At 31.2% G+C, this 22,450-nt stretch carries 26 protein-coding genes; 5 read left to right on the top strand and 21 right to left on the bottom strand.

Features of this window, described 5'->3' with window-relative positions; translation table 11 throughout:
* Positions 1-21: 21 nt before the first annotated feature.
* The 4 genes from QLS71_RS18755 to QLS71_RS18740 all read right to left on the bottom strand — a co-directional run bounded on the left by QLS71_RS18755 (position 22) and on the right by QLS71_RS18740 (position 3,930).
* Entirely contained in the window at positions 22-294 is a 273-nt protein-coding gene (locus QLS71_RS18755) for an HU family DNA-binding protein (RefSeq protein ID WP_308992198.1), read from the bottom strand.
* A gap of 190 nt (positions 295-484) precedes the next feature.
* On the bottom strand, positions 485-1,432 hold the full coding sequence (gene fmt / locus QLS71_RS18750) for a methionyl-tRNA formyltransferase (protein WP_308992199.1): 948 nt from the start codon (positions 1,430-1,432) through the stop codon (positions 485-487).
* 52 nt (positions 1,433-1,484) lie between these two features.
* The gene (locus QLS71_RS18745; protein WP_308992200.1) at positions 1,485-3,389 is read right to left on the bottom strand and encodes a RecQ family ATP-dependent DNA helicase; all 1,905 of its coding nucleotides are present in this window, start codon (positions 3,387-3,389) and stop codon (positions 1,485-1,487) included.
* A 1-nt stretch (position 3,390) separates the two neighbouring features.
* Positions 3,391-3,930, bottom strand: coding sequence for an ATP-binding protein (locus QLS71_RS18740; protein ID WP_308992201.1), 540 nt, complete (start codon positions 3,928-3,930; stop codon positions 3,391-3,393).
* Between the two features lie 273 nt (positions 3,931-4,203).
* On the opposite strand from QLS71_RS18740, the gene QLS71_RS18735 reads away from it, so the two are divergent.
* The 3 genes from QLS71_RS18735 to murA all read left to right on the top strand — a co-directional run bounded on the left by QLS71_RS18735 (position 4,204) and on the right by murA (position 6,539).
* Positions 4,204-4,497, top strand: a complete 294-nt coding sequence (locus tag QLS71_RS18735) for a DUF493 family protein (RefSeq protein ID WP_308992202.1) — start codon at positions 4,204-4,206, stop codon at positions 4,495-4,497.
* A gap of 71 nt (positions 4,498-4,568) precedes the next feature.
* Positions 4,569-5,225, top strand: coding sequence for a DUF4290 domain-containing protein (locus tag QLS71_RS18730; RefSeq protein ID WP_348636639.1), 657 nt, complete (start codon positions 4,569-4,571; stop codon positions 5,223-5,225).
* A 6-nt stretch (positions 5,226-5,231) separates the two neighbouring features.
* Positions 5,232-6,539 (top strand): UDP-N-acetylglucosamine 1-carboxyvinyltransferase, encoded by a 1,308-nt coding sequence (murA, locus tag QLS71_RS18725; RefSeq protein ID WP_308992204.1) that lies wholly within the window; start codon positions 5,232-5,234, stop codon positions 6,537-6,539.
* A 3-nt stretch (positions 6,540-6,542) separates the two neighbouring features.
* On the opposite strand, the gene QLS71_RS18720 is transcribed toward murA, so the two are convergent.
* The 13 genes from QLS71_RS18720 to QLS71_RS18660 form a co-directional block, all read right to left on the bottom strand.
* Positions 6,543-6,776: a hypothetical protein gene (locus QLS71_RS18720; RefSeq protein WP_308992205.1), complete on the bottom strand. Its 234-nt coding sequence runs from the start codon at positions 6,774-6,776 to the stop codon at positions 6,543-6,545.
* 347 nt (positions 6,777-7,123) lie between these two features.
* On the bottom strand, positions 7,124-7,339 hold the full coding sequence (locus tag QLS71_RS18715; RefSeq protein ID WP_308992206.1) for a hypothetical protein: 216 nt from the start codon (positions 7,337-7,339) through the stop codon (positions 7,124-7,126).
* A gap of 192 nt (positions 7,340-7,531) precedes the next feature.
* Entirely contained in the window at positions 7,532-8,836 is a 1,305-nt protein-coding gene (locus QLS71_RS18710) for a deoxyribodipyrimidine photo-lyase (RefSeq protein ID WP_308992207.1), read from the bottom strand.
* Positions 8,837-9,298 (bottom strand): SRPBCC family protein, encoded by a 462-nt coding sequence (locus QLS71_RS18705; protein ID WP_308992208.1) that lies wholly within the window; start codon positions 9,296-9,298, stop codon positions 8,837-8,839. It lies immediately after the preceding gene.
* A gap of 23 nt (positions 9,299-9,321) precedes the next feature.
* Positions 9,322-9,783 (bottom strand): TspO/MBR family protein, encoded by a 462-nt coding sequence (locus QLS71_RS18700; protein ID WP_308992209.1) that lies wholly within the window; start codon positions 9,781-9,783, stop codon positions 9,322-9,324.
* Positions 9,770-9,952 (bottom strand): Lacal_2735 family protein, encoded by a 183-nt coding sequence (locus QLS71_RS18695; protein WP_308992210.1) that lies wholly within the window; start codon positions 9,950-9,952, stop codon positions 9,770-9,772. The genes QLS71_RS18700 and QLS71_RS18695 overlap by 14 nt, the downstream gene beginning before the upstream one ends.
* A gap of 2 nt (positions 9,953-9,954) precedes the next feature.
* Entirely contained in the window at positions 9,955-10,473 is a 519-nt protein-coding gene (locus tag QLS71_RS18690) for a glutathione peroxidase (RefSeq protein WP_308992306.1), read from the bottom strand.
* 31 nt (positions 10,474-10,504) lie between these two features.
* Positions 10,505-11,188, bottom strand: a complete 684-nt coding sequence (locus tag QLS71_RS18685) for an SDR family oxidoreductase (protein ID WP_308992211.1) — start codon at positions 11,186-11,188, stop codon at positions 10,505-10,507.
* Between the two features lie 5 nt (positions 11,189-11,193).
* Positions 11,194-11,424 (bottom strand): hypothetical protein, encoded by a 231-nt coding sequence (locus QLS71_RS18680; protein ID WP_308992212.1) that lies wholly within the window; start codon positions 11,422-11,424, stop codon positions 11,194-11,196.
* A gap of 133 nt (positions 11,425-11,557) precedes the next feature.
* A complete protein-coding gene (locus tag QLS71_RS18675; RefSeq protein WP_308992213.1) occupies positions 11,558-12,988 on the bottom strand; it encodes an SDR family oxidoreductase in 1,431 nt (476 codons plus the stop codon).
* 125 nt (positions 12,989-13,113) lie between these two features.
* Entirely contained in the window at positions 13,114-14,424 is a 1,311-nt protein-coding gene (locus QLS71_RS18670) for a lipopolysaccharide core heptose(II) kinase RfaY (protein ID WP_308992214.1), read from the bottom strand.
* Positions 14,425-14,429: 5 nt separating this feature from the next.
* Positions 14,430-15,086: a TetR family transcriptional regulator C-terminal domain-containing protein gene (locus tag QLS71_RS18665; RefSeq protein WP_308992215.1), complete on the bottom strand. Its 657-nt coding sequence runs from the start codon at positions 15,084-15,086 to the stop codon at positions 14,430-14,432.
* Positions 15,087-15,209: 123 nt separating this feature from the next.
* Entirely contained in the window at positions 15,210-16,109 is a 900-nt protein-coding gene (locus QLS71_RS18660) for a carboxylesterase family protein (protein WP_308992216.1), read from the bottom strand.
* An 86-nt stretch (positions 16,110-16,195) separates the two neighbouring features.
* Between QLS71_RS18660 and QLS71_RS18655 the strand changes: the two genes are divergently transcribed.
* Positions 16,196-16,897: a DUF1003 domain-containing protein gene (locus QLS71_RS18655; protein WP_308992217.1), complete on the top strand. Its 702-nt coding sequence runs from the start codon at positions 16,196-16,198 to the stop codon at positions 16,895-16,897.
* Between the two features lie 110 nt (positions 16,898-17,007).
* Positions 17,008-17,859: a DUF2911 domain-containing protein gene (locus tag QLS71_RS18650; protein WP_308992218.1), complete on the top strand. Its 852-nt coding sequence runs from the start codon at positions 17,008-17,010 to the stop codon at positions 17,857-17,859.
* Positions 17,860-17,936: 77 nt separating this feature from the next.
* Here the strand turns inward: QLS71_RS18650 and QLS71_RS18645 are convergent, their stop codons facing one another.
* From QLS71_RS18645 to QLS71_RS18630, 4 genes are all read right to left on the bottom strand, one after another.
* Positions 17,937-18,137, bottom strand: coding sequence for a helix-turn-helix transcriptional regulator (locus tag QLS71_RS18645; protein WP_308992219.1), 201 nt, complete (start codon positions 18,135-18,137; stop codon positions 17,937-17,939).
* Positions 18,127-18,591 carry a hypothetical protein gene (locus QLS71_RS18640; RefSeq protein WP_308992220.1) on the bottom strand — a complete coding sequence of 155 codons (465 nt, stop codon included), beginning with the start codon at positions 18,589-18,591 and terminating at the stop codon, positions 18,127-18,129. Before QLS71_RS18640 ends, QLS71_RS18645 begins: the two co-directional genes overlap by 11 nt.
* Positions 18,592-18,720: 129 nt before the next feature.
* Positions 18,721-19,941, bottom strand: a complete 1,221-nt coding sequence (locus tag QLS71_RS18635) for a hypothetical protein (RefSeq protein ID WP_308992221.1) — start codon at positions 19,939-19,941, stop codon at positions 18,721-18,723.
* Positions 19,934-22,435 carry a DUF2339 domain-containing protein gene (locus QLS71_RS18630; RefSeq protein ID WP_308992222.1) on the bottom strand — a complete coding sequence of 834 codons (2,502 nt, stop codon included), beginning with the start codon at positions 22,433-22,435 and terminating at the stop codon, positions 19,934-19,936. The genes QLS71_RS18635 and QLS71_RS18630 overlap by 8 nt, the downstream gene beginning before the upstream one ends.
* Positions 22,436-22,450 lie beyond the last annotated feature (15 nt).

Here is a 22,450-nt window from a genome sequence, read left to right as displayed (position 1 = left end):
AATATAAAAAGACGTAAATAATTAGTTTACAGCGTTTGATAAATCTGATCCAGCTTTAAACTTAACAACTTTTTTAGCTTTAATTTTGATGGTAGCTCCAGTTTGTGGGTTTCTACCTTCTCTTGCAGCTCTTTTAGAAACTGACCAAGAGCCAAATCCTACTAAAGAAACGCGGTTACCTTTTTTCAAAGCACCTTCAATTTCGCTAAGGGCACCTTCTAATGCTTTTTTTGCAGCTGCTTTAGTAATTCCAGCGTGTTCTGCCATTGCATCGATTAAATCTGTTTTGTTCATAATAAAAAATTTAATATTAATAAAATTGGTTAAACATTTTGTTAAATCCTATTACAAATTTATACGGATTATGCAATCACGCAAGTAATAGCAAGGGAAAAGCACTGTTTTGTTGATAACTTAGTTCTTTTGTTGATAAAGGATATCTGTTTTATCGATGAAATTAAAGAATATCAATGAGAATGAGGGTTTAGCGCATTTTCGCATGGGCTTGAAAATCATAACCATTTAAAAGCGATTTCACATCCATGTTACGCTTTCCTGGGAGCTTAATTTCTTTAATAATAATATAACCATTTGATACAGCAACTTTTAATTCTTTTTTTGTAGAAATAATCGTTCCATTACTTTGGTTATGTATCTCAAATTCTTTGTCTGCAGCATAAATTTTTACATCTAAGCTATCATCACCATTAATGAGAGTACTCCAAGCCGCAGGATAAGGACTTAGTCCACGAATTAAGTTATAAATATTTTCTAAAGAATCATTCCAATCTATTTTACAGTTGTCTCTATCTAATTTATAAGCGGTTTTTATATCAGACGATTCTGTTTGAGGAATGGTTTTAACCGAACCTTGTTGTATTAATGCAACTGTTTTTAAGACCAATTGACTACCTAAGTGCATTAATTTATCGTGTAAATTGCCTGCATTTTCTTCTGGGTTTATATCAATAGACTCTTGAAGAATCATATCGCCTGTGTCAATTTTTTCATCAATAAAAAAGGTTGAAACACCCGATTTTGTTTCACCATTAATAATAGCCCAATTAATAGGTGCTGCTCCACGGTAGTTTGGTAGTAAGGAAGCATGTAAATTAAAAGTACCATATTTGGGTATTTGCCAAACAGTTTTTGGTAACATTCTAAAAGCGACAACAATTTGAAGATTTGCGTTAAGTGACTTTAAATCATTTAAAAAAGCATCATTTTTTAAGTTAGTAGGTTGTAATACAGTCAAATTTTGAGAAACAGCATATTGTTTTACGGCACTTTCGTTTAGTTTTTGTCCGCGTCCCGCAGGTTTATCGGGTGCTGTAATAACCCCCACAATATTATAATTGGCCGCTACTAATGTTTTTAATGTGTTTACGGCAAAATCGGGCGTACCCATAAATACAATTCTTAAATCTCTCATTTGTTAATGTTTCTTATTTTTTAATGGATCATTTGAAACCAGCATAATTGTTTTACAAATGACTTAATTTATATGTGTTTCTTGGTGTTATAGAAATAATATGGTGTTCTAAAAGTAATTTTAAAACTGTTTTTAAATCGGTTTCCGAGCAGTTTAAGGCTGCAACCATGTTTCTTGAAGATTTGTCGCCTGTTTCCAACAACTCTATCACCTGTTTTCTAATGATAGTTAGGTCTGGTGGTTTTATTGTTTTTTTAGTATTTGTACATACGGAACAAATGCCGCAGGGTTTAGCATCTTTCTCGCCAAAATAGGCGAGTAGTTGCATGCTTTTACATACCGATTCGTTTTCAATATACTTAAGCATCTCTTTTACTTGAAACTGCTTTAATTCGTTTTGTTGTTCTATGATAGATGCAATGCGGTTGATGGTTTTATCATCTTCACGTGGCTCGATAAAAGTAACTTGTGCATCCGTTTTTGCTAAATTTAAGGTGATGATTTCGTCTTTTTCCAATTGAAGCAGTGTTTTTGTTACTTCATTTTCGTTTGTAGATGCTTTTTCTGCAATTTTAACGAGATCTATTTTTGTATTCTGGTCGAAAATACCACCATACATTCTTAAGATTGATTTAACTATTAGGTTAAAATTTGAATGACTTTCTAAATAATTAAAAAGCGACCCACTCGATATTATAAATTGCGCCGATACTTTATTTTTGAATTGTTTTGAAAGCGTAATTACACTATTTCTATCTAATAATAATAAGGCATTATATGATAAAACTGAATTAAAGCTGTAGGTTTTACAAAAAGAATTAAAATCAAAATCAGATGTAACATATTCACCTTCACCGTATGATATTTGAAAATAACTACATAGTTTTCTGTAGACTTGCTTTACAAAATCTACAGTTGGTAAAACACTCAAAAACTGATTTTTAACAGAGACTTCGTCACTATTATTTTTTAAAATAACAGCAAAAGCTTTGTCTCCATTACGTCCTACACGACCCGCTTCTTGAAAATAACTTTCAATACTTTCAGGTAAATTTAGATGGATAACCGTTTTAACATCGGGCTTGTCAATACCCATTCCAAATGCGTTTGTGGCCACCATCACTTGTTTTTGGTTTTGTAGCCAAAGCGTCATGTTTGTGTCTTTTTCTACATTGGTTAAACCACCATGATAATAAGTTGCTAAAATGCTTTTAGAATTTAAAAAGGAACTAACTTCTAAAGTGGATTTTCTGTTTCGAACGTAAATAATAGAAGATGCTTTATATTTTTTTAAAATGGTTTCAATACGATAGTATTTATCATTTTCATGATATACCATATACCCTAAATTAGGTCTGTAAAACGACTGTTTAAATACTTTGGGTTGAATAAAATCAAGTTCTTTAATAATATCGTCTACCACTTCAGGAGTTGCGGATGCTGTTAAGGCCACGACATTAATGGTGGGTTGTAATTGGCGCAGTAAAACGATATTTTTATATGCAGGTCTAAAATCACTACCCCATTGTGAAATACAATGTGCTTCATCTACCGCAATTAAATTCACATGCATTTGCTTGATGCGTTCTTGCACAAGTTCTTGTTGTAAACGTTCGGGCGACAGATATAAAAACTTATAATTACCATAAATACAATTATCTAAAAGCGTATCTAATTGGCTGTACGTGATGCCACTTGTAAGTGCCATGGCTTTGATACCTTTATCATTAAGCTGCTGTACTTGGTCTTTCATTAAGGCTATCAATGGAGAAATAACCACACAAATACCTTCTTTGGCTAAAGCAGGTATTTGAAAACATAGCGATTTTCCACCACCGGTGGGAAGCAGTACAAACGTATCTTCCCCTTTAATAACCGCATTGATGATGGCTTCTTGCTCGGGGCGGAATTCGGTAAAATTCCAATAGCGTTCTAATATGTTTATGGGTTGTTCCATTTTATAGGTTCAACGCTTTTAAAATGTAATCGGTTCGGTTTTCTACGGTGCCAAAAGGCACGTCAATTAGATTGTAATTAAACTGTTGATAGGTATTAAGCAAATGGTCGTGAATTTCTAAGGCTTGATCAAAACTTTCGTAGCGTTCGTTGTCGCTGGTGTAAATGCTTTCCCAAGGTTTTAAAATAAAAACGGTGTCGTACACCGCATTTTTACAGCTATCTATAAACGATTGCGGATAGGTATCTCCAATATAATTCATATAGGCAAGAACATCGGGGAGGCCTCTATCGAAAAAAATAAGATCTGATTGTAATTTATTGGCGGCTTCAAATTGTTGTTGTCTACCTTTTAAAAGCAGTTCGCTAAATAATAAGGGGTTGGTTAAAAAGAGCTGGTGAATACCTTCTTTTTTGGCATCTAAGGTTACTTGACGTGAAATTTCTTCAAGACAGGTATGCCCTCTTTTTATCAATTCGTTTATTAAAGTCGATTTTCCTGTGCCAGGACCCCCAGTTATTACAATTTTTCTTGTGTTCAAAAGTGAAAATTTAGTTGTAAAATTAATAATTAACAATTGATAATTAACAATTAATGATGGATAAAATAAGATTAGTGAATACAGCAACTGCGACTGACCCAGTTACTAATGGTGGTGCGTTAGGGATTGACGTGGAAAGCCCACAGCGAGGTACGAGCGAGGACTTGCAACAGAAAGCCCGACCCGACGGTAGGAGGGAAACGCCCAAATTTTAAATACGTTTATTTTTATAATGTACTTACTAAATGTATATTTGCAGTATATAAAAATACTATGAGTACACCTCCAAATTCGGATGAATTTTACGAAAAGTTAAAAACACAATTGTACGATACCACTACTTGGCCTTCGGAGTATTTGTATAAATTTATTGTTAAGTCCAACTCATCTAGCATCGCTAAAGTAGAATCTATATTTGATAATATGGGGGCTGTAATACAAACGACAGAATCTAAAAACGGTAAATATACTAGCATTTCTATACATGTTTTGTTGAAAAACCCCGAAACGGTTATAGAAAAGTACAAAGAAGTGGCAGAAAAAGTGGAAGGCGTCATAAGTCTTTAGTTTTTTTTTGTATTTTGCACTGGCATAACAACTACATGCCTTTAACCCATAACTCTACACAATTTATTTTGATAATAGAAGATTTAGAATACAACACAGAGCGTGAACATTTAATCATACCCGAATACGGGCGTCACATGCAGAAAATGATTAATTACGCAAAAACCCTTGAAACTAAAGAAGAACGCAATAAAGTTGCTAAAGCCATTATTTCGGTAATGGGTAATATGCAACCGCATTTAAGAGATGTCCCCGATTTTCAGCATAAATTATGGGATCAGCTTTTTATAATGGCCAATTTTGAATTGGATGTGGATTCACCATACGAAAAGCCTACTAAAGAACTTTTAGAAGAGCATCCAGAACCTTTAGAATATCCACAAAATTTCCCCAAATACCGTTTTTACGGAAACAATATTAAAACCATGATAGATGTTGCTAATACATGGGAAGATGGGGATCTAAAAGAAGCATTGACTTATACTATTGCAAATCACATGAAAAAGTGTTTTTTGAATTGGAATAAAGACACGGTGGAAGATGATGTGATTTATCAGCATTTGTATGAGCTTTCAGAAGGTAAAATAAATTTGAAAAATTCAGATGAAGATTTATCCGATGCTACAAGTTTACTGCGCACCAAAACTAAATTTGCTTCGAACAATACAACCAAAAAAGGCGCTTATAACAAAAAAGGCGCTTCAAATCATAAAAGAAAACGCTTCTAAATATATATGGGAACATTTAAAATTGAAGGTGGTCACCAATTAAAAGGTAGCATACAACCACAAGGTGCAAAAAATGAGGCATTACAAATTTTATGTGCGGTTTTATTAACACCAGAATTGGTTACTATTAATAATATCCCAGACATTGTAGATGTTAATAAGCTGATTAACTTACTAAGAAAATTAGGTGTTAAAATAGAAAAATTAGCACATGGTACATATACGTTTCAAGCGGATGATGTTAATTTAAAATACTTAGAATCGGACGAATTTAAAGTTGATGGTCGCGGTTTACGTGGGTCTATTATGATTGTAGGTCCGTTATTAGCTCGCTTTGGAAGAGGTTATATTCCTAAACCTGGCGGTGATAAAATTGGTCGTCGTAGGTTAGATACTCATTTTGAAGGTCTTATTAATTTAGGTGCTACATTTAGATACAGTAAAGAAGAACAGTTTTATGGTGTAGAAGCTAAAAGACTCAAAGGAGCTTATATGCTGCTAGAAGAAGCTTCGGTAACTGGAACTGCCAATATCGTAATGGCTGCTGTATTAGCAGAAGGCCGTACAACTATTTATAATGCTGCTTGCGAGCCGTATTTACAACAATTATGTAAAATGTTAAACCGCATGGGCGCCAAAATTAGTGGTGTAGGCTCTAATTTATTAATTATTGATGGTGTTGATGCTTTAGGAGGTACCGAGCATACCATGTTACCCGATATGATTGAAATTGGTAGCTGGATCGGTCTAGCTGCTATGACTAAAAGTGAACTTACCATTACGAATGTTTCTTGGGACGATCTAGGAGTAATACCTGCAGTTTTTAGAAAATTAGGGATTACGGTTGAAAAACGTGGCGATGATATTCATATACCTGCACATAACGATGGTTATGAAATACAAAGTTTTATTGATGGTTCTATTTTAACTATTTCTGATGCACCTTGGCCAGGATTTACGCCCGATTTATTAAGTATTATTTTGGTTGTAGCCACACAAGCTAGAGGTAGTGTACTTATTCATCAAAAAATGTTTGAAAGTCGCTTGTTTTTCGTTGATAAATTGATTGATATGGGGGCTAAAATTATTCTTTGTGACCCGCACCGTGCCACTGTAATTGGGCATGATTTTAAATCAACTTTAAAAGCCACTAACATGACGTCTCCAGATATTCGTGCGGGTGTGTCCTTACTTATTGCAGCTTTATCTGCCAAAGGTACATCGACGATTCAAAACATAGAACAGATTGATAGAGGATACGAGCGTATTGACGAACGTTTACGCGCTATTGGAGCTAGAATTGAGCGTCTTTAGTTTTTAGGACGCTTTAAAGTTAGAGTGTACAATTCTTAAATTGGAGCAGTGTGTTTCGTCTGTATCTAACATACCACTTTGTTTTATTGAATCCACATAATCTTGTAATATAGAGATTGGTATGTCTATACAGTCGGTTGTTTTAATGTCGTCTTTAAATTCTATTTCTAAAGTTTCATCTTTTTTATTAAAATTTAAACTTTTTAGTATAGCAGGGTTTAGATGTAAACGTATCATAGTTTGTTGATTTTTAATCTGATACGTCAAATGTAGTGTTAAAAATAGTCAAAAAAAATACGCACATGTACGTATTTTTGATGCTTAGTAATATACGGAAAGGGTTTCAGTAACTTATAAATATATGAATGCATGTTTAATTTTACATCATTTGACATGAATCTTTTGTTTCAATATTGAATATGTTATAAAACAAAGTTATGCATTGTTACTAGAAATATAAATCTTGAAATATGAATAAGTTCAAGCTCATTTATTTTAGATAAATGTGACTTGTTCATAAAACAATTTAATTTCTAGTAAAAAAAGAATATATTTCAGTGGTGATTTAAAAAAATAACCGATAGTTAAGGTCTCCCTTTTAATCGTTTTTCAATCTTCTGTTTAATGCTTGTCAGTCTTTTCATAAGATCCATGATTTTTGGGTCTTGTTCTTTTTTGTAAAGTGTGTTCAAATTTAATATAAGTTCTTTTACTTCTCTTGATGCTTCTATGCGTTCGCTTGTTGTTTTAAAAGTTTGTTTTCTTTGTTCGAACTCTAAAGCGGTGCCAATAATTTCCATGAATTTTATTTTATTTTAATAAACTTGTAATAACGTTAATTATCATAAGTTCGCAAGGTACTAAAGCTAATAATTTTATATGGTTTTAACCCGTATTATTAAAGAAATATTAACAATTAACGGATAATATAGTAACTATATTATAGTAAATTTAATTTTTTGATGTGTTTTATGATCTCAAAAGAATTAAAATTATTGTAAAGCCGCTTTATAAACCTGTAAACACCGTTCTCTAGCAAATTTATGATCAACTATTGGTGTTGGGTATGTTAACTCTTGAAAATCGGGACACCATTGTTTAATATATCCTAAGTTTTTATCAAACTTATCTATTTGTGTAGTTGGATTAAAAATTCTAAAGTAGGGCGCTGCATCTACACCACAACCAGCAACCCATTGCCAATTACCAACATTGCTTGCAAGCTCATAATCGTGTAATTTTTCGGCAAAATAAGCTTCACCCCAACGCCAATCAATAAGTAAATGTTTGCATAAAAAACTACCAACCAACATACGTACACGGTTATGCATAAAACCTGTTTCATTGAGTTGTCGCATACCAGCATCTACTAATGGGTATCCAGTGCTACCTTTACACCATAATTTAAATTCTTCTTCATTATTTCTCCATACTATTCTGTCGTATTGAGGTTTAAAACTTTCTGTTATTGTATGTGGAAAGTGCCAAAGTATCATCATAAAAAACTCGCGCCAAATAAGTTCTTGCCAAAATATTTCATTTGGTTCGGTAATGGCTTTTTGCATCATTTTACGAATACTTACAGTTCCAAAACGTAAATGAGGACCTAATCTAGATGTCGTGTCTTTTGCCGGAAAATTTCGAGTGGCTTCGTAATTTTGTATTAGGTTTGGGGTAACGGTATAATCAGGTATTTTTTGATTGGACATTGTAAAACCCATATCCAACAAACTCAAATTGGGTAAATCTTTATTTTTAATGAGCTTATTCAGAAGCGGTTTGGTATCAAATATTTCTAAATCATTCTGTTTAAAATTTGATTTCCAAGTTTTCATATATGGTGTATACACCATATAAGGTGTGCCATCAGCTTTAACAACTTGGTTCTTTTCAAATATAACTTGGTCTTTAAAGGTTTTAAATGCGATATCATTTTCAGTTAAAAAAGTCTTAATTTCAACATCACGTGCTTTAGCATACGGTTCATAATCATGATTGGTATATACAGTTTCAACAGCATACGTTTCAATTAGTTGTTTAAAAATATTTAACGGTTTTCCATGATACATGGCAAGACTGCTACTATATTTATTTTGTAGTGTTTTTCTAATATTTTGTAATGATTCATAAATAAATGTTACCCGTGCATCCTCTTTTGGAAGCTTGTCTAAAATCTCTGTATCAAAAATAAAAATGGGTAGTACTGGTTGGTTTCCACTTAAAGCTTCAAATAATCCGTGGTTATCGTCTAATCGTAAATCACGACGAAACCAAAATATGTTAATGGCTTGTTTCATCTAATATTTTCCAAATAATGCTTCTAACTTTTTAGTTCTGTAATTGAATATTTCTTCCAATTTAGGTTTTACTAAAATAGGGTGGACTAGTTGCCCAAGAAAACCAAAAGGGACTTTATAATCAATTATATCTTCCATTTCTACGCCGCCATCAATTTCTTTTATAAAATGTTTGTGATGCCATAGTGCATAGGGGCCAAAGCGTTGTTCGTCTACAAAGTAATGTTTGTTATTAACATGAGTTATTTCAGTAACCCATTTTGTTTTAATACCCAAAACAGGTGTGACTATATACTGAATGATTTGACCTGCAAACATAGGTCTATCAGCTCCAGACAAAATATGAAAACCCATATAATCTGGCGTTATTACTTTCAAATTTTTAGGGTTCGATAAAAAGTCCCAAGCTTGTTGTAACGTTATAGGTAAATTTTGTTTTTTATGAAGCGTATATATTTTCATAGATATTAAAAAATGAAGGGAATCTAATTATTAATTAAAATATAAGCATTCAAAGAAGTTGCTACGCATAGCCAAATAAAATAGGGTACTATTAAAAGTGTTTTTAATTTTAAATCGTCTTTAAATAAAATTAAAAAGATACCAATCACAATAGTTAATCCTATAATCACGACTAAACCTAAACCAACTAAATGTTTATTGAAAAATATATAATTCCAGATGACATTTAAAACAAATTGTATACTAAATAGTATAATAACTTTACTAGTTGGGATTTTTAAATATAGGTATGCCATATAAATAGAAAAACAAACCATAATGGTTGTCCATGCGGCTCCAAAAACCCAACCTGGTGGCGTCCAAGGCGCTTGGTTTAATGAAGTATACCAGTCGCTCTGTGGCCCATTATTCATTAACCAGCTGCCTATTCCTAAAGCTGAAAAATTTATAATTAGAAATGTAATTATTAATTTAATGAGTTTCATGATTTCTTTTTAATTGTTCAATTCTTGGTACTAAAGCTTGAGCCATCGCATATTTGTCATCACTAAGCTTTCTATTCACGCTAGACAATTCGTGCCATTCCTTCATTAATTTTTTGAAAGTTGATTCTAGTTTTTCGACTTCCGATTTTTTTCTAAATAATTTAAACATCGTTATTTTTTTATATGATTCGTAATTTTATCACTTAGCGGATTGGTAGCCGAGAAATAATAATCTATAAATTCGCCTTTTTTACCCACTAAATATTTTTGAAAATTCCATTTCACTGACGAACTAGAACTTCCATTCTTTTCTTGTTGAGTTAACCATTGGTAGAGGGGGTGTTGGTGTTTGCCTTTTACATCTACTTTTTCAGTCATTAAAAATGTAACACCATAATTAGCTTCACAAAATGTTTGGATTTCTTTAAAAGTTCCTGGTTCTTGACCACCGAATTGATTGCAAGGAACTCCAATAACTACTAATTCATCTTGATAAGTTTCGTGTAATTTTTGTAAATCTTTATATTGATTAGTAAAACCACACTTTGAAGCTACATTTACGAATAAAATGTATTTACCTTTAAACAAAGATAAATCGATTGACTTTTCTTGTAAATTATTTATTTTGATATTATAGATAGACTCTATAGGATTTGTTTGCGCTTTTGATTTTGTGAATATGGATAGCATAAGACTTAATATAATTAGGTTTTTCATGTGTTTATATTTTAAAAGAAACGATACCACAATCCATTTCAAATATTTGCCCAGACATAGATGCCGCTTCATTCGATATCAAAAATTTAGCCATACTAGCAACTTCATCTGGATTCAAGAATTTCTTAAGTGGATGACGTTCTACCATATTGTCAATCATTTGGCTATTTCTGAGTAATTTTGATGCTAATTCTGTATTTGTAACGGTTGGTGCAATGGCATTTATTCTAATAGTTGGAGCAAGTTCAGCTCCTAAAGATTTTACCAATCCTTCAATTCCCGATTTTGCAGTGGCAATACTTGCATGATAGGGCATACCTAACTTTGAAGCGACTGTGCTAAAAAGTAATATGGATGGGCTGTTCCCGTTTTTAAGTGTATTTAAATACTTTTTAATTGTTTTTACAGCACCAATTACATTAATTTCAAAATCTTCTCTAAAATCTTCTAAGCTAAGTCTTGATATAGGTTTAAGGTTAATGCTTCCAGGACAATAAATTAAGGCATCCATTGTTTCAATTTCAGGTAATTCATCTACTAATACATCACAACAATTATGAGTTAAGTTAGGATGGGTTGGTAATGGCATTGTTCTACTTATGTTTATAACTTTATAGGTTTCTACTAAGGTATTTACAATAGCATTTCCTATGCCTTTGCTGCCACCAATAACGACTATGGTTTTCATAACAATTATATATTTGCTACCAAATGCTTTCCATTCAAACGTTTTTCGACCTTTCTTTTAATAGCTGTTAATCGTTTCATGATATCCATAATTTGCTCATCTTTTTTACGTTTGTAAATTTCATTTAAACCTAAAATCAACGTTTTTGCTTTTCTTGAAATTTCTATTCTGTCACTTGTTGAAAGTGACCTTAGTTTTACTTGCTCAAATTCGAGGGCTTCATTTATTATATCCATAATCTAAATTTTAATGTTGTTTTTGGTACTTTAAGTACATTATATAATATCAACATACCCTAAATATAGTAAAAAAACTTTTGTTTAACAATTTATTATTTAAATTAAACAAAAATTAACATAACAAATTTTTTTAATGATTAGTTTCAACTAATTTATTAATCATGCCTTGAAAGATAAAGCCATGAAATAACCATACACTATACCAATATAACCTACCAGCTAAACCACGAGGTCTAAAGGTTGCTGTCTGTTTTAAAATGCCTTCTTCAATTTTAAACTCGAGCCAAGCTTCACCTGGTAATTTCATTTCAGCATAAAGCAAAAGTTTTTTTTCTTTTTTATCGCTAAATATAACACGCCAAAAATCCAAAGCATCCCCTGCATTTAACTCTGATACATGAGTTCTTCCTCGTCTAAGTCCAATGCCACCAACTAATTTATCTAAATAACCTCTTACTTTCCATAAATAATTACCATAATACCAACCCGTTGATCCACCAATAGACCATATTTTATTAATTGTAGCTGCTTCATCTATAACCTTTAGCTCTTTATAATCTTTAAAACAACCATATTTAGGGACGTTTATGTATTTATGTAAACTGTTTTTTAGGCGTCCACTACTTATGATAGAATCCTTCCAACTAGAAATGATACTGTTTTGCTCAATTTTTTCAAATGCTAACAATACTGCTTCCTTGTATGCTATAGGTTGTACATTTAGAATGGCATTTATATGACTTGGCTTACCAACAATTTCTACACCCATACTATCTACCAATGTTGAGGCAAGTTTATAGGATGTTGAAGTAACGAAGTACAGCCAATATGAAGATAATTTAGGTGTCATTACAGGTACTGTTAAAATGTAGCGTTTTAGTCCTCTTATTTTAGCAAACTCCAACAGCATTTGTTTGTAAGTCATAATTTCTGGACCAAAAATATCGAAGCTTTTATTAAAAAGTTCCTGGTTTCCTTTTGCTTTCGAAAGAAATGACATAACATCTCTAACAGCTAGAGGTTGTGTTTTTGTATTCAGCCATTTAGGGGCAATCATTACAGGCAGTTTTTCAACTAAATCGCGGATAATTTCAAAAGAAGAACTACCAGAACCAACAATAATACCTGCTTTAAAAACAGTTAAAGCATAGCTTTTAGAGGCTAAAATTTCTTCAACATTTTTTCTAGATTGTAAATGTTTTGAAAGGTTAGCTTCATTGGTTATACCACTTAAATAAATAACTTGTTTTAATGTTGCATCTTCAAAATAAGCTTTAAAATTTTTAGCGCATTGTGATTCTAACGCTTCAAAATCTTTGGAAGTATTAGACATCGAGTGAATAAGGTAGTAGGCAACATCAACATCTTTTGGAATAGAGTTTAAAGTTTCGGGTTTTAAAAAATCGGCTTCAATAATTTCAATTAGAGGCTCTTCTAAATAGGTTTTTTCTGTACGCAACCTATCTCTTACAGCACAAACTACGTGGTGGCCTTCGTTAATTAAAATAGGTATTAAACGTTTACCGATATAGCCTGTTGAACCTGTAACTAGGATTTTCATTTTATGAGTTTGTTTCAGATAATTTTTTTAGTCTTTGATAGGTTAATCTTGTTTTAAATTTAGGAATTAAATAGCCATCTAATCCATTTTTGGTTACAATATTTGTTTTTGATTAAAATGAATCATTATAAATTTTTATAATTGTTGATTTTTATATCTTTTGCTTTTAAATCAAACATCAAATTATATAAACCAAAAAACGTTCGGTTCATATAAATAAAATGTTTGGAACCACGATTTCCATTCATTTTACGTAATTCGGTATTTTTGGAATAGCGCTGTCCTAATTCTGTTATCTTTCCAAAGAAATCTGCGTTTGAAAAATCAAAAGTTTCTGCTTGAAAAGGTTGGGTGAATAAGCTTAATAATTCATGAAACATGTTTGTGAAAAATTTTAATTCTTCTTGGGAATCGTCTTCACGAAGTATTTCTAATTCATATAATTTAGCTACAAAGTATTTTTTATTGGTTATGTTTTCAGGCTTTGCTAATTCAAAATAAGGGATGTAAAACTCATTAGGGATTGTTTTCATACAACCAAAATCTAAAGCAATTAACTCGTTATCTCTTGAAACAAGAAAATTTCCAGGATGTGGATCGGCATGAACTTTTTGTAGTTTATGAATTTGAAACATGTAAAAATCCCAAAGTGCTTGTCCTAATTTATTAGCAATTTCTTGATTTTTGTTGTGTGTCGTAAATTCGGAAAGATGCTCACCTTCCATATAATCCATGGTAATAATTCTATCGGATGATAATTCCTCATAATATTGAGGAAAGAATAGATTTGGAATGTGTGAACAAGCAGAAGATATTTCTTTACTTTGTTCCATTTCCAATACATAATTTGTTTCCTCAATTAACTTTCCTTCAACTTCTTTAAAGTACTTATCCGAGTCTTTTCCTTTGATATTAAACATTTTCATAGCGATAGGTTTTACTAAAGCTAAATCGGATGCAATACTTTGTGCAACTCCTGGATATTGGATTTTCACAGCAAGTTTTTTCCCATTTTTTGTTGCAATATGTACCTGACCGATACTGGCAGCATTAACAGAAGTTGTGTTGAAGGAATCATATAATTCATTTGGTAGTTTACCAAAATAATTTTTAAATGTTTTTAATACCAGTGGTGGAGACAATGGTGGTACTGAAAATTGTGCTAACGAAAACTTCTCCACGTAAGCCTGCGGCATGATGCTTTTATCCATGCTTAACATTTGTGCAACTTTTAAGGCACTACCTTTAAGTTGTTTGAGGCTATCGTAAATATCCTCTGCATTGTTTTCATTTAATGTCGCTCTTGCTTCGATTTCGGTTTTGGTTAATTTATCGCCGTAATATTTTAAATAATTAACCCCAACTTTTGCTCCTGTTGAAACTAATTTAGAAGCACGTTGTATTTTAGAAATAGGAATAGAATCTATAGTTTTCATATGCTTTAGCTTCTGTGTATTTTTTCCTTATAAATAAATTTCCCGAAGTCAATGATGCTTTTTAAAGGGACAATATTTAAAACATCAAAACTTGTGTTTACCGATTTTTCTATAAAAATATCGGTCTTTTCAAAAGAGGCCGACGTATCGTCTATCCAGAATTTCATTGTAAGAAGTAATTGTATCCAAGCCGATTCTTCCAATGCTCTCTTTTTGATTTTTTCAAGTTGTTCTTGCTTAATATCTAAGGTTTCAATATTTAAATTGCTTATAAAGTCTGTAAAACTCTTTTTTAAATCGGAGAGTAAGGCTAAATTTTTTAAGGTGTTTTTATGTTTGTGCAGTGCGTATATAACGTAGCTTCTATTGGCTGTTAAAGTCTCAAAAAAAGTAAAGTAAAAACTTAAGAGCTTATTTCTCGCATCAAACGCTATGTACTCATCACTTTTATTTAAAGCTGAAAGTGTGTTATCGAAAAATTTTTTAAAAATTATTTTTTCAATAGCTTCAAATGAACCAAAATATTCGTAGAATTTAGCTTCTTCGAAATTGTTTGTTTTTGCAAATGCATAAACTGATTTTGGATTTTCATTCTTTTCTAAAACATAATCCATGTAAAATGAGATGATGTCATTTTCTAAAATTGCTTTCTTTTTTGCCATGATTTCTAATTGTTTAGCAAATATACAAAATGTTTAACCTTGCAATGTAAAGATTAAACAAAATTTAACAAAGTACATGATTAGTTACAAGGTAAAACCATGTGGCGTTTAGAAAAAGAAGTACTATTGTGTGATTTTAGCTTGGTAGAATTTTTTATTAAAGACTGTTTTATTCATAAATATGAAAGCTTGGTAAAAATCGTCAATTGGTAGATTAAAAATGTCGTGTCCTTTGTTTAAATAGCTATAAAGGAGAAAACTAGTGTTATTGATTTCTAATTTCTCAGAAATATTTTTAGAACCACTTAACAATAAAAAACCAGGCGAAGTAGGTAAGCAAGATTGGTGAGAACTTGTATTGTATGGAACAACTTTATCGTTAATTCCATGATATAATACTGTTGGTACGGCGTTTTCTTTAGTTATTAAATCTGGTTTAAATATGGCGCCAGAAAGTGAAATAACTCCAGCTGGCCTAATATCTTTATAAAGTTCTTTATTCTTTACAACAACTTCTCTATTGTAAATAATGTTTAAAGCAGTTTCACCACCTGCACTAACTCCAAATAAAATTATTTTACTATCATCTATTAGAAATGTGTTTTTTCGTTTAACAAGATATTGTAAGGCGTTTAGTAAATCTTCAGCAGCGTTAGAGAATGCTTTTACTTTATCAGTTGCTGGATAACTACAATTAATGGGTTTGTTTTTTACTAATCTATAATCAACTGAGGCTACAACAAATCCTTTTTTAGCAATATTTTCGGCCAAATAAATTAAAGAATTATCGTTTCTTTCTCCAGAAGTAAATCCGCCTCCATGTATGATAACAAAAAGAGGTCTGCTAAGTATCGAATCATTTACTGGTTGATAAATATCTAATTTTAAAGTATCTTTATCTCTTATAGAATATGTAAATGTTTTAGAGGAAATACTATCAAAAACTCTATCTATATATCGACTCTGTGCCATCGTTATAAATGATGAAAATAATATAAAAATTGTAATGATTTTTTGATTCATATTGTCTAAAAAATATATAATTTGATAGTGTTCAAAATTTGTGCAAAAGTAAGTGTTAAATTATAATACCCAACTAATATTTAAAGATGAAAACATTTATAAGTAGTATTTCTAAAACAGAATTTCAAGAGAGTGAAAAGGTTCATGCAAAAACAATACGAAAGTCAATTTTTGACTTAATAAAAAAAGAACATCCCGAATTCAATTCAAAAGGTACTATCGCTTTAGTGGAGTTAAATCAATACAGGCAAAAATATATTGCAGCATATTTAATGAAAGAAGTAGGCGAATTAAATGAGTTAGAAGCCGATGTTTTAAAAACATTACAAAACCAAGAAACCATTTCTAGTAAAATTGAAATTGAATCTGATATTTCTAACTTTACTTTTGGACAAAAACTGGCAGATAAAATGGCTTCTTTTGGCGGGAGCTGGAAGTTTATAAGTATTTTCGGAATCTTTATTTTTGTTTGGATGCTGGTTAACATCATTTTTTTAGCTGGTAAAGCTTTCGATCCGTATCCATTTATATTATTAAATTTAATACTGTCCTGTTTAGCAGCCTTGCAAGCGCCTGTAATTATGATGAGTCAAAACAGACAAGAAGTTAAAGATAGAGAGCGGTCTAAACAAGATTATATGGTAAATTTAAAATCGGAATTAGAAATAAGGATGTTACACGAAAAAATTGACCATTTAATTGTTCACCAGCAGCAAGAACTACTAACTATTCAACAAGTACAAGTTGAAATGATGGAAGACATTATGAGGCAGTTAAAAGGCAAATAAGTAATAAAATGAACTCCAATCATCTTAATTTAAGCTTTTATTAACATTTCAGGGCTATGTATTGATTAAATTTATATCATATATAAAAAACATAAATAAAATATTTGAAAATGAAAAAACTACTATTAATTTTATTAGCAATAACAGCCACATTTTCTGTTAATGCACAAATTGCAACACCTCAACCAAGTCCTTTTAGTAAATTAGAACAAAAGGTAGGTTTGACCGATGTGACCTTAGAATACTCTAGACCATCTATGAGAGATCGTGTTATTTTTGGTAATTTAGTGCCTTATGGTAAACTTTGGCGTTTGGGAGCTAATGCCAATACTAAAATTACATTTAGTACAGATGTAACCATAGGAGGCAATACCTTAAAAGCCGGAAGTTATGCTATTTACGCAACACCAAACGAAACTTCTTGGAATGTGGTATTTTATACTGACGCGTCAAATGGTGGAACACCAAAAGAATGGGATGAGTCTAAAGTGGCTGCTAGAGTAACTGCAGAGCTTTACCCTTTGCCAGTTAAAATAGAAACTTTCACTATGACCTTTGATGATTTAACTAGTGGTTCTGCTGTTTTAGGGATGATGTGGGAAAGTATATATGTTGGGGTTAAAATTGAAGTTCCAACAGATGAAATGGTGCTTACTAGTATTAATGATGTCATGAATGGAACCCCTACAGGCAACGATTATTATGCTGCTGCGGTTTATTATTTAGAAGAAGGAAAAGATATTAAACAAGCAAAAGAGTGGGTTGATAAGGCTATAAGCATGGCAGGCGATAAGGTTGCTTTTTGGCAATTAAGAAAACAATCGTTAATATATGCCAAAGCTGGAGACAAAAAAGGTGCTATTGCTGCTGCAAAAAAATCATTAGCAGCGGCGGAAAAAGCTGGAAATGCCGATTATGTAAAAATGAATCAAGACTCTTTAAAAGAATGGGGATCGATGTAATTTAATTGGTTTTGGATTATATCTTAATATTTTAAACAAACCTCACAGGTTTTAAAATCTGTGAGGTTTGTTAGTTTTTAGTCTTCATCCTCTAAAAAGAAAATACCTTCAAGTGGGACTTCGAATAGCTTTGCAATTTTTAAAGATAACACTGTGGAAGGCACGTACTTGTTTTTCTCCATAGCATTTATGGTTTGTCTACTCACACCAATTTTATCGGCTAAATCCGCTTGGGTCATATCATGAATGGCGCGTTGTACTTTTATATTATTCTTCATGACTTCTCGATTTATATTTTAAAAAATTGAAGCGAATAATAAAGAAAATTAAAGGTGTGAATATGTTATACATCATTACTTCAAAAAAATCTCCACCGTAAATAAAAAGAATTGTAATTAACAGAATTGTATAATTGAGAATAAAAGCCCATACTAAAGAATCATTTCTCAATTTGTAAATGAACTCATCTTCAATTTTTTCTTTAGTAAAACCGACAAGTAGACCTCCTACGATTATTAAAATTGATATGACTTCATTACGTATATCATCTTTTATTATTTTAAAAAAGGTCTTGTTAGTATAGTCATAATTAAATATAGACAATACTTTTATTTCAAAAAAACCGCCCTCATATTGTGTACTGCCTAATATTATAAAAGAAATAATTCCTAATGATAATAATGTCCAACCAAGTTTTTTATACTTGTGAGGTAATAAATAATTTGTTTTCATAATGATTCGTTTTAAGATTGATTTATATGATTGATAAATCAAAAGTAAAACAAACTTTACATATGGACAAATAAAATTTACTTAAAGTAAGGTTTTGTTGTCTTTCTTGTTGATAAGAGCTGAATGAAATTAATTTTGTTTCTTTAAATCCTTAAGTAAACCCAAAGCAAAATAGCTAATAACCACTATTGCCAATATAATGCAAAGCCACATAAAAGCATTAGTTTCCCAAAATGATTTATTTTCAGAAGCTTTATTTTGAGTTTTTATTTTACTGAAATTAGTAATTGTTGCCTCAGGTAAATCGGTATTAAAAGAAGCCTTAAAATTAACCAAATCGTAAATGGGTTTTTGTAATGTGGTGTCTATAATAGCTTCGTAAGTTTCACCATTTTTAAAATTACAAATAACATAAAGTGGCTTTTGATAGAATTTTATATGCTTAATATTTAATGGCGGATTATCATTGTTTTCAATTTCAATAACGATCTCTTTTTCAAAAACATAAGGTAATTCAAAAGTATTATGAGTACCAGAATGCAATTCAAAATTAAAAATATTTTCTTGGTAGTTTTCTGTTCTTTTTTTGATAGCTCTGGTTCTATTTACTAAAATTTTTGCTTCACGTAGAAACACATCATTTTCAATATCAAAAACCATACTTTCAAGGTGTTGCGGCATAGTGAAAGTGACAGTTAATTGTGAAGTTTTCTTTTCTTTATTAGTTTTGTTCTTTATTTTAAAATCGGTAATCTCTACTTGTTCAACCGTTGATAACTGATTTTCATAAGTACCAATATTTAGAATTTGAAGTGGTAGTGATTCTTTGTTATTGAATTCAAATTTTATAAATGCATAATCGGTTAGCGGAAATGAAAACGTCTGTTCTACCGTTGTTTTTTCAGCTTCATTTAAACCATAAAATACCTGATTCGTAGCTAAACCATACCATTCATTTTTATCATTGCTACCGCTTATTGTATAGGTTTTTTTAACTTTTGTATTGGCGATTTTGAAGGTAAAATGATCAAGTTTTAACTTGTTTTTATTTTCAATAATAATAGAAGAAATAGAATCTTTTGTATTATTTACAGCATCGAAAGTGAACGGTTTGTATGAAGATTGTACAGTACTTTTATCATTTAACAGTACATAAGGCACTTCATTTGTGTTACCATCTATAATTCTAAAATAATTGGTATTCGATGCACTTGCCGAACGAATTTCAGGAGAAAGCAATATTTTGTGAAATCCACTTTGATTAATTTCAGAAATGGTTCCTCTGTAGTTTTGAGAAAACATGGTAACTGTTGAAAGTAATATAAATATATTAAGTAACTGTTTATACATGGGTGTCTGGGTTTTTAGAATGATCTACATCTTCTTCTACAACTAATTTTTTTATTTTTTGATATACAAAAGAGATTACTAAAACAAGAACCCCTAAAAGAATGAATGCAATTATTTTTCCTGTTTCTGATACATTGTTAATATCATAAGCAAATAGTTTTACAATCGTGATTCCTAAAAGTGAAAGCGATATAATACGCAGTTGTTTCCATTGTTTTTTAATTCCTATAATTAGAAATATAAATGATAAAATACCCCACAAAATGGGGTACCCTATTTTAATGACTTGACGCTTAACATCATTAAATTCATCACTAATAAAACTCGTTCTATTGTAGTCATCATAATAAACATCATTAACATTTTTAGCGGGGTAATTAGTTTCTAACTGAGTAACATCAACCAATTGTGGTGCTAATTTTAAACTATGAATAATAACTTCATTACTAAAAACATATACTAATGTCATAGCAAATAGCCAAAGAGCGACTTTAGACTGTAAAAAGCCAAATACAGGTTTTTCTTTTGCATGATTTAGTAAACAAATACCGAAGTAAACCATGCACGCCAAAATAATATAATGAAACAAAAAGGCATAATTGTATGTTAATTGTAAATTATAATTTACAGCCATTTCGTTTGAAGAAAGTCGGTAAAATATAACACAATAGAGTGCAATATTTACTAGAGCCAATAACAAAACAAACTTTTTGAAGCGATTGCTTTTGTTTTTTAAACCAAAGAATACTAACGCAGCACTAAATATAAAATGATAAGTGATTGCAAATGAAAGGGCAGAAGCTTGGTTGGAAATATATTGATTTGATTGATAAATAATTTCTAGAATACCAACTAAATAACCAATACCAACTGCTGCAATTAAAAGCAAATTTTTGTAAAGTGAAAGGTCTAAATCAAAACCTAAAACTTTAAAATTGACAGTTTCCTTTTTAATAATAAAATAGGTGGCTATTAATGCCGTCAATACAACAATACCTGTAATAAATATAGGATTTAAAATAAGCTGTAATGAGGGTTCATTATACATATCGTAGGCCTGTACCCAATCAATCATCAAGCTAATTATACTTAAACCTTGTACTGCAATAGCACCATATTTAAAACCATTGATCTTTGATTTTTGTGATAACCAGAACAATAAAACCGCTTCGGCAGCCCAAAACACTGTGATGTAATTTCCTTTAAATTGGATGGGAATCGTCAAGGTTACGAAGGTTAATGTTAAGCCTATTAATAGATAAATGGAGTTTTTATCTAATCCGAATTTTTTATAAAGAATAATAGCATAAACAAGGTTGTATAGCGCAAGTGAAAGTGTGAAAACACCTTTAATTTGAAGTTCCCAATCGTGAATAATAGTTAATCCAATTCCGAAGAAAAAGAAGGTGTTTGCTATTAGAATTCCATATTCAATAATGGAGAAAGTACCTTTGTTTCTAAGATTATTTAATACAATGGTGATATTAAATATAAAATAAAACAATGTTGCAAAGGCAAGCGCACCAGCATGTGGTAAGGTGTTGCTAAATAATTCTTTTACAACCCATGAAAAGAAAAGTAAGGTGGTAAAAATGAAAGACAATATAGTAACAACTTTCCATTTTTTGAAATACGAAATAGCTAAAATTCCTATATTTAAAATGGCAATATATGTGAATAGCACCATGTAATTACCACTTCCTGTACTTACCATAAAAGGCACAGCAAAACCACCAATTAGGGATAGAACAGCGAGCTCTTGTCTATTATAAGCGACCGAAATTAAAACACTAAATGCGGTAATAACAACCATGATAATAAACGCCACGGTTTGGTTGAACAACTGGTATTCATGAAACGCAATGGCAATGGTGAAATAAAAGATACTGATAGCGCCAGCAACCATGACCGAACTAAATGCAGCATAGTTTTTTTTGAGTTTGTGGGCAATTCCCATTACCAGCGATCCACATAAAATACCGATTCCAACACGAGCGTATTCGTTAATCCAGTTTTTATCAATAGCGTATTTCACAAAAAAACTGATCCCTAAAACTAAAATTAGAATCCCAATTTTATTAATAAGATTCTCACCAATAAATTTTTCTAAATCGGGATTCTTTTCTTTAAAAGTTTCAAACCATGATTTTTGAGGAATTACAGGAGTTTTTGGTTTTATTGGTTCAGTAATATGAACCGGTTTTGGTACAGCAATAGGCTTAGAAATAGCATCTGCAACAATAGGCTTAGGTTCAATAATAATTGGTTTTTGTTCAACCGGTTTTATTATTACGGGCTCAACTTTTGGAGTTGGCTTCACATCTACCGTAGGTCTTGCTGTTATGTTTTCAGGGGAAGATAAGCTCTTTTTTAATTGATTTAGCTTTTCATTTATATCCTCAATGGAACTTTTAATGTCTTTGTTATGTGAACTGTTCTTTGAAAGAATTATTACAAGTAATACTAAGATAATTAAAAATAGAAAACCTTCCATAATAGTTTATTAGTT

The sequence above is a fragment of the Mariniflexile litorale genome (assembly GCF_031128465.2).
In the GTDB taxonomy this organism is placed as follows: Bacteria; Bacteroidota; Bacteroidia; order Flavobacteriales; family Flavobacteriaceae; genus Mariniflexile; species Mariniflexile litorale.
The sequence above is the reverse complement of the archived record's forward strand: the minus strand, read 5'-3'. Positions and strand labels throughout refer to the sequence as shown.

Coding starts and splice junctions, on each gene's coding strand:
- QLS71_RS18690 (WP_308992306.1), bottom strand. CDS start 10,473: ATGCTATCCATATTCACAAAATCAAAAGCGCAAACAAATCCTATAGAG.
- QLS71_RS18650 (WP_308992218.1), top strand. CDS start 17,008: ATGAAAAAACTACTATTAATTTTATTAGCAATAACAGCCACATTTTCT.
- QLS71_RS18660 (WP_308992216.1), bottom strand. CDS start 16,109: ATGAATCAAAAAATCATTACAATTTTTATATTATTTTCATCATTTATA.
- fmt (WP_308992199.1), bottom strand. CDS start 1,432: ATGAGAGATTTAAGAATTGTATTTATGGGTACGCCCGATTTTGCCGTA.
- QLS71_RS18665 (WP_308992215.1), bottom strand. CDS start 15,086: ATGGCAAAAAAGAAAGCAATTTTAGAAAATGACATCATCTCATTTTAC.
- QLS71_RS18705 (WP_308992208.1), bottom strand. CDS start 9,298: ATGAAAATATATACGCTTCATAAAAAACAAAATTTACCTATAACGTTA.
- QLS71_RS18655 (WP_308992217.1), top strand. CDS start 16,196: ATGAAAACATTTATAAGTAGTATTTCTAAAACAGAATTTCAAGAGAGT.
- QLS71_RS18710 (WP_308992207.1), bottom strand. CDS start 8,836: ATGAAACAAGCCATTAACATATTTTGGTTTCGTCGTGATTTACGATTA.
- QLS71_RS18645 (WP_308992219.1), bottom strand. CDS start 18,137: ATGAAGAATAATATAAAAGTACAACGCGCCATTCATGATATGACCCAA.
- QLS71_RS18755 (WP_308992198.1), bottom strand. CDS start 294: ATGAACAAAACAGATTTAATCGATGCAATGGCAGAACACGCTGGAATT.
- QLS71_RS18745 (WP_308992200.1), bottom strand. CDS start 3,389: ATGGAACAACCCATAAACATATTAGAACGCTATTGGAATTTTACCGAA.
- QLS71_RS18720 (WP_308992205.1), bottom strand. CDS start 6,776: ATGATACGTTTACATCTAAACCCTGCTATACTAAAAAGTTTAAATTTT.
- QLS71_RS18630 (WP_308992222.1), bottom strand. CDS start 22,435: ATGGAAGGTTTTCTATTTTTAATTATCTTAGTATTACTTGTAATAATT.
- QLS71_RS18715 (WP_308992206.1), bottom strand. CDS start 7,339: ATGGAAATTATTGGCACCGCTTTAGAGTTCGAACAAAGAAAACAAACT.
- QLS71_RS18675 (WP_308992213.1), bottom strand. CDS start 12,988: ATGAAAATCCTAGTTACAGGTTCAACAGGCTATATCGGTAAACGTTTA.
- QLS71_RS18670 (WP_308992214.1), bottom strand. CDS start 14,424: ATGAAAACTATAGATTCTATTCCTATTTCTAAAATACAACGTGCTTCT.
- QLS71_RS18700 (WP_308992209.1), bottom strand. CDS start 9,783: ATGAAACTCATTAAATTAATAATTACATTTCTAATTATAAATTTTTCA.
- QLS71_RS18685 (WP_308992211.1), bottom strand. CDS start 11,188: ATGAAAACCATAGTCGTTATTGGTGGCAGCAAAGGCATAGGAAATGCT.
- QLS71_RS18735 (WP_308992202.1), top strand. CDS start 4,204: ATGAGTACACCTCCAAATTCGGATGAATTTTACGAAAAGTTAAAAACA.
- murA (WP_308992204.1), top strand. CDS start 5,232: ATGGGAACATTTAAAATTGAAGGTGGTCACCAATTAAAAGGTAGCATA.
- QLS71_RS18695 (WP_308992210.1), bottom strand. CDS start 9,952: ATGTTTAAATTATTTAGAAAAAAATCGGAAGTCGAAAAACTAGAATCA.
- QLS71_RS18635 (WP_308992221.1), bottom strand. CDS start 19,941: ATGTATAAACAGTTACTTAATATATTTATATTACTTTCAACAGTTACC.
- QLS71_RS18640 (WP_308992220.1), bottom strand. CDS start 18,591: ATGAAAACAAATTATTTATTACCTCACAAGTATAAAAAACTTGGTTGG.
- QLS71_RS18680 (WP_308992212.1), bottom strand. CDS start 11,424: ATGGATATAATAAATGAAGCCCTCGAATTTGAGCAAGTAAAACTAAGG.